The sequence below is a fragment of the Alkalisalibacterium limincola genome (genome assembly GCF_008017755.1).
GTDB lineage: Bacteria > Pseudomonadota > Gammaproteobacteria > Xanthomonadales > Xanthomonadaceae > Alkalisalibacterium > Alkalisalibacterium limincola.
This window is the reverse complement of sequence record NZ_VRTS01000013.1, coordinates 43,924-53,284: the sequence shown is the minus strand read 5'-3', so window position 1 is coordinate 53,284 and position 9,361 is coordinate 43,924. Positions and strand designations below refer to the sequence as shown.

19 protein-coding genes and 3 pseudogenes are annotated in these 9,361 nt (G+C 64.1%); all 22 read left to right on the top strand.

What is annotated here, in order from left to right; translation table 11 throughout:
• The coding region (locus FU658_RS13895; RefSeq protein ID WP_222708463.1) for an EF-Tu C-terminal domain-related protein at positions 1-99 on the top strand (99 nt) is incomplete at its 5' end.
• 85 nt (positions 100-184) lie between these two features.
• Positions 185-496 carry a 30S ribosomal protein S10 gene (rpsJ, locus tag FU658_RS13890; protein ID WP_147892626.1) on the top strand — a complete coding sequence of 104 codons (312 nt, stop codon included), beginning with the start codon at positions 185-187 and terminating at the stop codon, positions 494-496.
• Between the two features lie 10 nt (positions 497-506).
• Positions 507-1,145, top strand: a complete 639-nt coding sequence (rplC, locus tag FU658_RS13885; RefSeq protein WP_147892625.1) for a 50S ribosomal protein L3 — start codon at positions 507-509, stop codon at positions 1,143-1,145.
• Positions 1,146-1,156: 11 nt separating this feature from the next.
• Positions 1,157-1,762 carry a 50S ribosomal protein L4 gene (rplD, locus tag FU658_RS13880; RefSeq protein WP_147892624.1) on the top strand — a complete coding sequence of 202 codons (606 nt, stop codon included), beginning with the start codon at positions 1,157-1,159 and terminating at the stop codon, positions 1,760-1,762.
• Positions 1,759-2,055: a 50S ribosomal protein L23 gene (gene rplW / locus FU658_RS13875; protein WP_147892623.1), complete on the top strand. Its 297-nt coding sequence runs from the start codon at positions 1,759-1,761 to the stop codon at positions 2,053-2,055. The genes rplD and rplW overlap by 4 nt, the downstream gene beginning before the upstream one ends.
• A gap of 17 nt (positions 2,056-2,072) precedes the next feature.
• Positions 2,073-2,900 (top strand): 50S ribosomal protein L2, encoded by an 828-nt coding sequence (gene rplB / locus FU658_RS13870; protein WP_147892622.1) that lies wholly within the window; start codon positions 2,073-2,075, stop codon positions 2,898-2,900.
• A 6-nt stretch (positions 2,901-2,906) separates the two neighbouring features.
• Positions 2,907-3,179, top strand: a complete 273-nt coding sequence (rpsS, locus tag FU658_RS13865; protein WP_147892621.1) for a 30S ribosomal protein S19 — start codon at positions 2,907-2,909, stop codon at positions 3,177-3,179.
• 13 nt (positions 3,180-3,192) lie between these two features.
• A pseudogene (gene rplV / locus FU658_RS13860) lies at positions 3,193-3,521 on the top strand (50S ribosomal protein L22).
• Between the two features lie 17 nt (positions 3,522-3,538).
• Positions 3,539-4,255, top strand: coding sequence for a 30S ribosomal protein S3 (gene rpsC, locus FU658_RS13855; protein WP_147892619.1), 717 nt, complete (start codon positions 3,539-3,541; stop codon positions 4,253-4,255).
• 3 nt (positions 4,256-4,258) lie between these two features.
• Positions 4,259-4,671, top strand: a pseudogene (gene rplP, locus FU658_RS13850) (50S ribosomal protein L16).
• Positions 4,671-4,856 carry a 50S ribosomal protein L29 gene (rpmC, locus tag FU658_RS13845; RefSeq protein ID WP_147892629.1) on the top strand — a complete coding sequence of 62 codons (186 nt, stop codon included), beginning with the start codon at positions 4,671-4,673 and terminating at the stop codon, positions 4,854-4,856. Before rplP ends, rpmC begins: the two are co-directional and overlap by 1 nt.
• A 9-nt stretch (positions 4,857-4,865) precedes the next feature.
• Positions 4,866-5,129 carry a 30S ribosomal protein S17 gene (rpsQ, locus tag FU658_RS13840; protein ID WP_147892618.1) on the top strand — a complete coding sequence of 88 codons (264 nt, stop codon included), beginning with the start codon at positions 4,866-4,868 and terminating at the stop codon, positions 5,127-5,129.
• Positions 5,130-5,143: 14 nt separating this feature from the next.
• The gene (gene rplN, locus FU658_RS13835) at positions 5,144-5,512 is read left to right on the top strand and encodes a 50S ribosomal protein L14 (RefSeq protein WP_147892617.1); all 369 of its coding nucleotides are present in this window, start codon (positions 5,144-5,146) and stop codon (positions 5,510-5,512) included.
• A 20-nt stretch (positions 5,513-5,532) separates the two neighbouring features.
• Positions 5,533-5,847, top strand: coding sequence for a 50S ribosomal protein L24 (gene rplX / locus FU658_RS13830; protein WP_147892616.1), 315 nt, complete (start codon positions 5,533-5,535; stop codon positions 5,845-5,847).
• 11 nt (positions 5,848-5,858) lie between these two features.
• Complete coding sequence (gene rplE / locus FU658_RS13825) at positions 5,859-6,398, top strand: 50S ribosomal protein L5 (RefSeq protein WP_147892615.1); 540 nt, start codon at positions 5,859-5,861, stop codon at positions 6,396-6,398.
• 15 nt (positions 6,399-6,413) lie between these two features.
• The gene (rpsN, locus tag FU658_RS13820) at positions 6,414-6,719 is read left to right on the top strand and encodes a 30S ribosomal protein S14 (protein WP_147892614.1); all 306 of its coding nucleotides are present in this window, start codon (positions 6,414-6,416) and stop codon (positions 6,717-6,719) included.
• A 65-nt stretch (positions 6,720-6,784) separates the two neighbouring features.
• A complete protein-coding gene (rpsH, locus tag FU658_RS13815) occupies positions 6,785-7,180 on the top strand; it encodes a 30S ribosomal protein S8 (RefSeq protein WP_147892613.1) in 396 nt (131 codons plus the stop codon).
• 12 nt (positions 7,181-7,192) lie between these two features.
• A pseudogene (rplF, locus tag FU658_RS13810) lies at positions 7,193-7,716 on the top strand (50S ribosomal protein L6).
• Between the two features lie 32 nt (positions 7,717-7,748).
• Entirely contained in the window at positions 7,749-8,108 is a 360-nt protein-coding gene (rplR, locus tag FU658_RS13805; protein WP_147892612.1) for a 50S ribosomal protein L18, read from the top strand.
• A gap of 92 nt (positions 8,109-8,200) precedes the next feature.
• Entirely contained in the window at positions 8,201-8,710 is a 510-nt protein-coding gene (gene rpsE, locus FU658_RS13800; RefSeq protein WP_147892611.1) for a 30S ribosomal protein S5, read from the top strand.
• 27 nt (positions 8,711-8,737) lie between these two features.
• The gene (gene rpmD / locus FU658_RS13795) at positions 8,738-8,899 is read left to right on the top strand and encodes a 50S ribosomal protein L30 (RefSeq protein WP_147892610.1); all 162 of its coding nucleotides are present in this window, start codon (positions 8,738-8,740) and stop codon (positions 8,897-8,899) included.
• A 24-nt stretch (positions 8,900-8,923) separates the two neighbouring features.
• On the top strand, positions 8,924-9,358 hold the full coding sequence (gene rplO / locus FU658_RS13790; RefSeq protein ID WP_147892609.1) for a 50S ribosomal protein L15: 435 nt from the start codon (positions 8,924-8,926) through the stop codon (positions 9,356-9,358).
• Positions 9,359-9,361 lie beyond the last annotated feature (3 nt).

Sequence of the window (9,361 nt, the reverse complement as noted above, 5' to 3'; positions counted from 1 at the left end):
CTGATCGCCCCGATCGCGATGGACGACGGCCTGCGTTTCGCCATCCGCGAGGGTGGTCGTACCGTCGGCGCCGGCGTCGTGGCGAAGATTTTCGAGTAAAGCTGCACCACACGAAGCAATGGGGGGCGGGACATACCGCTCCCGCCCCCGTCGCTCTTTCAACGCATAACAGAGAATTACTGCCATGGCGGACCAGAAGATCCGGATTCGGCTCAAGGCGTTCGATCACCGACTGATCGATCGTTCCGCGAGCGAGATCGTGGAGACGGCGAAGCGGACCGGCGCGCAAGTGCGCGGCCCGATCCCGCTGCCGACCAAGATCGAGCGCTACACCATCCTGGTGTCGCCGCACGTCGACAAGGACGCGCGCGACCAATACGAAACCCGTACGCACAAGCGCGTGCTCGACATCATCGACCCCAACGACAAGACCGTCGATGCGCTGATGAAGCTCGAGCTGGCTGCTGGTGTCGACGTCCAGATCAAGCTGGGTTGAGGTGACGACCATGAGCATTGGAATCGTTGGCCGCAAGTGCGGCATGAGCCGGGTCTTCACCGAGGATGGCCTGTCCATCCCGGTGACCCTGATCGAGGCCACCCCGAACCGGGTGACGCAGCTGAAGACGATGGAAACCGACGGCTACACCGCCGTGCAGGTCACCGCCGGAACCAAGCGCGCCGCCCTGGTGAACAAGCCCAAGACCGGCCATTTCGCGAAGGCGAAGGTCGAGGCCGGCCGTGGCCTGTGGGAGTTCCGCGTCGCCGAGGACCAGCTGGGCAGCTACGAGCTGGGTGCCGAGATCAAGGCCGACATCTTCGAGGTCGGCCAGATCGTCGACGTCCAGGGCGTCACCAAGGGCAAGGGCTTCCAGGGCACGATCAAGCGCCACAACTTCACCATGGGTGATGCCACCCACGGCAACTCGCTGTCGCATCGTGCCCCCGGCTCGATCGGCCAGCGCCAGACGCCAGGCCGCGTGTTCCCGGGCAAGAAGATGTCCGGTCACATGGGCCACGTGCGCCAGACCACGCAGAACCTCGAGATCGTGAAGGTGGACGCAGAGCGCGGCCTGATCGCCATCAAGGGTGCGGTGCCGGGCGCGCCGGGCGGCAACGTCATCATCCGCCCCGCGGTCAAGGCTTGAGGAGTTAGAACATGGAACTCGCCGTAAAGGATAGCGGTACGAAGCTGTCGGTTTCCGACAAGATCTTCGACCGCGAGTTCAGCCAGAACCTGGTCCACCAGGTCGTCGTTGCCTTCCGCAACGCCGGTCGCGCCGGTACCAAGGCGCAGAAGACCCGTTCGGAAGTCTCCGGCACCACCAAGAAGTCGAAGAAGCAGAAGGGCGGCGGTGCCCGTCACGGCGCGCTGACCGCGCCGATCTTCATCGGCGGTGGCGTCACGTTTGCCGCCAAGCCGCGCAGCTTCGAGCAGAAGGTGAACCGCAAGATGTACCGCGCGGCGATCGCTTCGATCCTGTCCGAGCTCAACCGCCAGGACCGCCTGGTCATCGTCGAGAGCTTCGACATCGACGAGGCGAAGACCAAGGCGATGGTGGCCAAGCTCGCCGACTTCGGAAACGCGCAGCGCCCGCTGATCGTGACCGAGGACGGCAGCGAGAACCTGTACCTGGCCTCGCGCAACCTGCCCTACGTGCAGGTGCGTGATGTGCAGGGCCTGGATCCGGTGGCGCTGATCGGCGCCGACACCGTGATCTTCACTGCCGACGCGATCAAGAAGGTCGAGGAGTGGCTGGCATGAGCAACGAGAAGATTCTCGGCGTGATCCGCGCCCCGCACGTGTCCGAGAAGGCCGCGCGGGTGCAGGAACTGACGAACTGTTACGTTTTCGAGGTCGCGACGACCGCAACCAAGGCCGACGTCAAGAAGGCCGTGGAAGACCTGTTCAAGGTCACGGTCGAGGCCGTCAATGTGTTGAACGTCAAGGGCAAGCAGAAGTCCTTCCGTTTCCGCACCGGTCGCCGCGCCAATTCGCGCAAGGCATACGTCAAGCTGGCCGAAGGCCAGACCATTGACGTCATGGCCCAGGGCTGAGGTAAGGAATCAAACCCATGCCAGTAATGACTTTCAAGCCGACTTCACCAGGCCGCCGCGCGATGGTTCGCGTGACGACCCCCGGTCTGCACAAGGGTGCGCCGCACGCCGCCCTGCTCGAGAAGAAGAGCAAGACCGGTGGCCGCAACAACAAGGGCCGCATCACGACCCGCCACATCGGCGGCGGGCACAAGCAGCATTACCGGATCATCGACTTCAAGCGCGACAAGGAAGGCATCCCGGCGCGCGTGGAGCGGATCGAGTACGACCCGAACCGCACCGCGCACATCGCGCTGCTGTGCTACGTCGACGGCGAGCGCCGCTACATCATCGCTCCCAAGGCGCTGGCGGCCGGTGACCAGGTGATCGCGGGCCGCGAGGCTCCGATCCGTCCGGGCAATTCGCTGCCGCTGCGCAACGTTCCGGTCGGTTCGACGGTGCATTGCATCGAGATGAAGCCGGGCAAGGGTGCCCAGCTGGCCCGCGCCGCCGGCGCTTCGGCCCAGCTGATCGCCCGTGACGCCGCCTACGCCACCATCCGCCTGCGTTCGGGCGAGATGCGCCGCGTGCCGGCCGAGTGCCGCGCGACGATCGGCGAGGTCAGCAACTCCGAGCACAACCTCGAGAAGCTGGGCAAGGCGGGCGCGTCGCGCTGGCGCGGCATCAAGCCGACCGTGCGTGGTGCCGCCATGAACCCGGTCGACCACCCGCACGGCGGTGGTGAAGCGAAGGCCGGCCAGGGTAATCCGCATCCGGTGTCCCCGTGGGGCACGCCGGCCAAGGGTTACAAGACTCGCAAGAACAAGCGCACGCAGAAGTTCATCGTGCGCGATCGCAGGGGTTGATAGGGCATGTCTCGTTCACTTAAGAAAGGTCCGTTCGTCGATCACCACCTGATGAAGAAGGTGGAAGTCGCGGAAGCCGCCAACAACAAGCGCCCGATCAAGACCTGGTCGCGCCGCTCGATGATCCTGCCGGAGATGGTCGGTCTCACGATCGCCATCCACAACGGTCGGGCCCACGTGCCGGTGCTGATCAACGAGAACATGGTCGGCCACAAGCTCGGCGAATTTGCGCTCACCCGGACCTTCAAGGGTCACGGTGGCGACAAGAAGAGCCGCTAAGAGGAGCATGGACATGGAAACCAAAGCCATTCTCCGCACCGCGCGGATCTCGCCCCAGAAGGCTCGCCTGGTCGCCGACCAGGTGCGTGGCCTGCCGGCCGGCCGTGCGCTGGAGCTGCTGAAGTTCAGCGACAAGAAGGCCGCCCACATGATCTACAAGGTCCTGTATTCGGCGGTCTCCAATGCCGAGAACAACGATGGCGCCGACGCAGACGAGCTGCGCGTCGCCTCGATCATGGTCGATGAAGGCCCGACGCTGAAGCGCTTCATGGCCCGCGCCAAGGGTCGCGGTACCCGCATCCTCAAGCGCACGAGCACATCACTGTGGTCGTGGGCCAGTAAGGCATAGGACGAATACGATGGGTCATAAAGTTCATCCAACCGGAATCCGCCTCGGCATCGCCAAGGACTGGAATTCGAAGTGGTACGCCGGCAAGAAGGAATTCAGCGAATACCTGACTTCCGACCTGAAGGTCCGCGAGATGCTTCGAAAGAAGCTGGCGCAGGCAGGCGTGTCCAAGATCCTGATCGAGCGTCCGGCGAAGTCGGCGCGCATCACGATCCACACCGCCCGTCCGGGCGTGGTGATCGGAAAGCGCGGCGAGGACATCGAGAAGCTGCGCAAGGAAGTCTCCGACCTGATGGGCGTTCCGGCGCACATCAACGTCGCCGAGGTCCGCAAGCCGGAGCTCGACGCGCAGCTGGTGGCCGAGTCGATCGCGCAGCAGCTCGAGCGCCGCATCATGTTCCGCCGCGCGATGAAGCGCGCGGTCGGCAACGCGATGCGCCTGGGTGCCCTGGGCATCAAGGTCGGCGTCGCGGGCCGCCTCAACGGCGCCGAGATCGCGCGCTCGGAGTGGTACCGCGAGGGCCGCGTGCCCCTGCACACCCTCCGCGCCGACATCGACTACGGTTTCGCCGAAGCACACACCACCTACGGCGTCATCGGCGTGAAGGTGTGGGTGTACAAGGGCGAGATCTTTGACTTTGCCCAGCTGAGCCAGGAAAAGACCGAGGAGCGCTCCGAGCGCGGCCCGCGTCCTCCGCGCTCCGGCGGCCGTGATTCGAGGGAATAAGCCATGTTGCAACCCAAGCGCACCAAGTTCCGCAAGATGCACAAGGGCCGCAATGATGGCCTTGCCTGGAATGGCACGCCGTCAGCTTCGGCGAATATGGCCTCAAGGCGACCTCGAGCGGCTTCATCACCGCGCGCCAGATCGAGTCGGCGCGTCGCTCGATCAGCCGTTACGTCAAGCGTGGCGGCAAGATCTGGATCCGCGTGTTCCCGGACAAGCCGATCACCAAGAAGCCCATCGAGGTCCGCATGGGCTCCGGCAAGGGCAACGTCGAGTACTGGGTGGCCCCGATTCAGCCGGGCCGCATGCTGTACGAGATGGAAGGCGTGAGCGAGGAAATCGCACGTGAGGCGTTCCGCCTTGCCGCGGCCAAGCTCTCGGTCAAGACCACTTTCGTGACCCGGACGGTACGGTGATGGAAATCAAGGATATGCGTAACAAGTCGGAGGCCGAGCTCAAGGCTCACCTCCTGGATCTGCACAAGGAGCAATTCTCGCTCCGCATGCAGAAAGCCACTGGTCAGCTGTCGCAGACCCACCAGGTCAAGCGGGTCCGGCGCGAGATCGCGCAGGTCAAGACCCTGCTCGGCGACAAGAAGTAAGGCGGACGTATGAGCGAGAATGACAAGCCGCTGCGCACGGTCGAAGGCCGTGTGATCAGCAACAAGATGGACAAGACCGTGACGGTCCTGGTCGAGCGCCAGGTGAAGCACAAGCTTTACGGCAAGTACATCCGCCGCTCCTCGAAGCTGCATGCGCACGATGAAGAGAATTCGTGCAACGAGGGCGACGTGGTGCGCGTGAGCGAGTGCCGTCCGCTGTCCAAGTCCAAGAACTGGCGCGTGGTGGAAGTCGTCACCCGCGCGGCCGAGTAAGGGAGGGTTTAGCAATGATCCAGATGCAGTCCACCCTGAGTGCGGCCGACAATTCCGGCGCGCGCGAGCTGATGTGCATCAAGGTGCTTGGTGGTTCCAAGCGCCGTTATGCCCATATCGGCGACATCATCAAGGTCAGCGTGAAGGAAGCGATTCCGCGCGGCAAGGTCAAGAAGGGCGAGGTCTATGACGCCGTGGTCGTGCGTACCCGCAAGGGTGTGCGCCGCCAGGACGGCTCCCTGATCCGCTTCGATGGCAACGCCGCCGTGCTGCTCAACAACAAGCACGAGCCGATCGGCACGCGCATCTTCGGACCGGTCACGCGCGAACTGCGTGGCGAGAAGTTCATGAAGATCGTGTCGCTCGCGCCCGAAGTGCTCTGAGCGAGGAGCGAGGAAAAGCCATGAACCGTATCCGTAAAGGCGATCAGGTCATCGTGACCGCCGGCAAGAACAAGGGCCAGAAGGGCGAGATCGTGAAGGTCGACGGCGACAAGGTCGTCGTTGCCAACGTGAACATCGTCAAGCGCCACACGAAGCCCAACCCGCAGGCCAACAACCCGGGTGGCATCGTCGAGCGCGAGGCCCCGATCCATATCTCCAACGTCATGCTGCTCGATCCGGCTTCCGGCAAGGGCTCGCGCGTTGGCATCAAGGTGCTCGAGGATGGACGCAAACAGCGTGTGCTCCGCTCGAGCGGCGAGGCGGTTGACGCCTGAGGAATGACGCAATGACCCGGCTTGAAGAGTTTTACAAGAGTGAAGTTGTCCCCAAGCTCATGGAGAAGTTTGGCTACGACAACGTCATGCAGGTTCCGCGAGTGACCAAGATCACCCTGAACATGGGCGTGGGCGAGGCGGTGGGCAACAAGAAGGTCCTGGAGAACGCCGTGGCCGACATGGCCACCGTTTCCGGCCAGAAGCCCATCGTGACCAACGCGCGCGTGTCGGTGGCGAGCTTCAAGATTCGTGATGGTTGGCCGATTGGGTGCAAAACCACCCTGCGTCGTGCCAAAATGTACGAATTCCTTGATCGCCTGATCAATGTGTCGCTGCCCCGCGTCCGCGATTTCCGCGGCGTGTCGGGCAAGTCGTTCGACGGCCGCGGCAACTACAACATGGGCGTGAAGGAACAGATCATCTTCCCCGAGATCGATTTCGACCAGGTCGATGCGACCCGGGGCATGGATATCGCCATCACGACGACGGCCAAGAGCGACGCGGAAGCCCGCGCCCTGCTCGAAGCCTTCGGTTTCCCGTTCCGCAACTGATTCGGAGTTCCGTACATGGCAAAGACCAGCATGGTGAATCGCGAGGCAAAGCGCACGAAGTTGGTGAACAAGTTCGCCGCCAAGCGCGACGAGCTGAAGAAGACAATCGCGAACCCCAACGCCTCCTACGAGGAGAAGATGGACGCGGTCACCCGCCTCAACAAGCTGCCCCGCGACTCCTCGCCGGTCCGCCAGCGTACGCGCTGCGAGCTGTCGGGTCGTCCGCGCGCGGTCTACCGCAAGTTCGGCCTGGGCCGGAACAAGCTGCGTGAAGCCACCATGCGTGGCGACGTCCCCGGTCTTCGCAAGGCCAGCTGGTAACGCACGGCTCCCCCTCGGGGGACTTTGCGGATATCGGTGCTTATCACTGAGACAGGATTCATTACATGAGCATGACTGATCCCATCGCCGACATGATCGTCCGCATCAAGAATGCGGCCGCGGTCGGCAAGCCCACGGTGCAGATGCCGTCGTCCAAGACCAAGGTGGCCATCGCCAAGGTGCTCAAGGACGAGGGCTACATCCTCGACTCCAAGGTCAGCGACGGCGACGGCAAGCCCGTCCTCGAGGTCGTCCTGAAGTACTACGAAGGCCGTCCGGTCATCGAGCGCATCCAGCGTGTGTCGCGCTCCGGCCTGCGCCAGTACCGCGGCAAGGACGCGCTGCCCAAGATCCTCAACGGTCTCGGCATCGCGATCATTTCGACCTCGAAAGGCATCATGACCGACCGCCAGGCCCGCGCTGCAGGCGTGGGCGGCGAAGTCATCTGCCTCGTGGCCTAAGGAGTACGCATCATGAGCCGCGTTGCCAAGCAACCGATCGTCGTCCCGAAGGGCGTCGACATCACCATTTCCGCCGAGGAAATCACCGTCAAGGGTCCCAAGGGCACCCTGAGCCTGAAGAAGCCGGCCGGCGTCGACCTGAAGGTCGAGAACGGCGAAGGCCAGATCAGCTCCGCGGAAGGGGACCTCGCCATGGGCGGTACGATCCGCGCGATCGTCGCCAACATGGTCAAGGGCGTGTCCGAAGGCTTCGAGCGCAAGCTCGAGCTGGTGGGCGTCGGTTACCGGGCTCGGTCCAGGGCCGTGACCTCAACCTGAACCTCGGTTTCTCCCACCCGGTCGTGTTCACTGCGCCCGAGGGCATCACCATCGAAACCCCGACCCAGACCGAAGTGCTGGTGAAGGGCACCGACAAGCAGCGCGTGGGCGAAGTGGCTGCCAAGATCCGTGGTTTCCGTCCGCCGGAGCCCTACAAGGGCAAGGGCGTTCGCTACTCCGGCGAGAACATCATCAGGAAGGAGGCGAAGAAGGCCTAAGCCGCAGGGCTTACGCGCTTCGCTCCAGAGGTATGACCATGAACAAGAATATTGCCCGTCTCCGCCGCGCCAAGCGCACCCGTTCGCACATCCGCGTGCTCGACGTGCCGCGTCTGTCGGTGCTGCGCACCGGCCAGCACATCTACGCCCAGGTGTTCACGGCCGACGGCTCCAAGGTGCTGGCGGCCGCTTCCACGGTCCAGGCCGACGTGGCCGAAGGCCTGAAGGGTCGCAAGAACATCGACGCCGCCGCCCGCGTGGGCCAGATCGTCGCCGAGCGCGCGCTCAAGGCCGGTGTGGAGCACGTCGCGTTCGACCGCTCGGGCTACCGCTACCATGGCCGCATCAAGGCCCTGGCCGAGGCGGCCCGCGAGGCCGGCCTGAAGTTCTGATCCCGTGCCCGGGGCATTCCCCGGGCCGGTTACCCGAAAGCCATCACAACGATAAGCGGCCACGGCCGTAAGCATTTGACAGGATTACAAGCATGAGTGGTTCCCATCAGCGAGAGAGCGACGACGGCTTCATCGAGAAGCTGGTCGCCGTCAATCGAGTCTCCAAGACGGTCAAGGGCGGTCGCCAGTTCACCTTCACCGCGCTGACCGTGGTCGGTGACGGCAACGGCAAGGTCGGCTTCGGCTACGGCAAGGCCCGCGAGGTCCCGGCCGCGATCCAGAAGTCGATGGAGTATGCGCGTCGCGCGATGATCGACGTCAGCCTCAACAACGGCACCCTGTGGCACCCGGTGAAGTCCGGCCACGGCGCGGCGCGTGTGTACATGCAGCCCGCCTCCGAGGGTACCGGCGTGATCGCCGGTGGTGCGATGCGCGCCGTCATGGAGGCCGTCGGCGTGCACAACGTGCTGGCCAAGGCCATCGGCTCGCGCAACCCGATCAACCTGGTTCGTGCGACCATCCGCGGCCTGCAGGAAATGCAGTCGCCGGAGCGCATCGCCGCCAAGCGTGGCAAGAAGGTCGAGGAGATCACCCATGGCTAAGAAGAACGACGCCGCCGCACCGTCAAGGTGCGTCTGGTCAAGGGCCTTCGCGGCACCCAGGCCCGTCACCGCCTGTCGGTGAAGGCGCTCGGCCTGCGCAAGATCAACGACGTCCGCGAGCTGCCGGACAACCCCTGTGTGCGGGGCCTGATCAACCAGGTGCATTACCTGGTCCAGGTCGAGCAGTAAGCCGGAATTCGAGGAGAAACACCCATGCGTCTCAATACGCTCAAGCCCGCAGACGGCGCCCGCAAGGAGCGCACCCGCGTCGGTCGCGGTATCGGTTCCGGACTCGGCAAGACCGCCGGTCGCGGCCACAAGGGCTCGTTCGCGCGCGCCGGCAAGGGCAAGATCAAGGCCGGCTTCGAAGGCGGCCAGATGCCGCTGATCAAGCGCCTGCCCAAGGTCGGTTTCCGTTCGCGCATCGCGAAGGACACCGCCGAGGTCATGCTCTACAAGCTCGACCTGGTCAAGCTCGACACGATCGATTTCGCCGCGCTGCGTGCAGCCAAGCTGGTGCCGTCCACGGCCAAGCAGGCCAAGATCGTCAAGAAGGGCGAGATCAGCCGCAAGGTGACCCTGACGGGTCTGCTGACCACCGCTGGTGCCAAGGCCGCGATCGAAGCGGCCGGCGGAAAGGTGGAGTAAGCA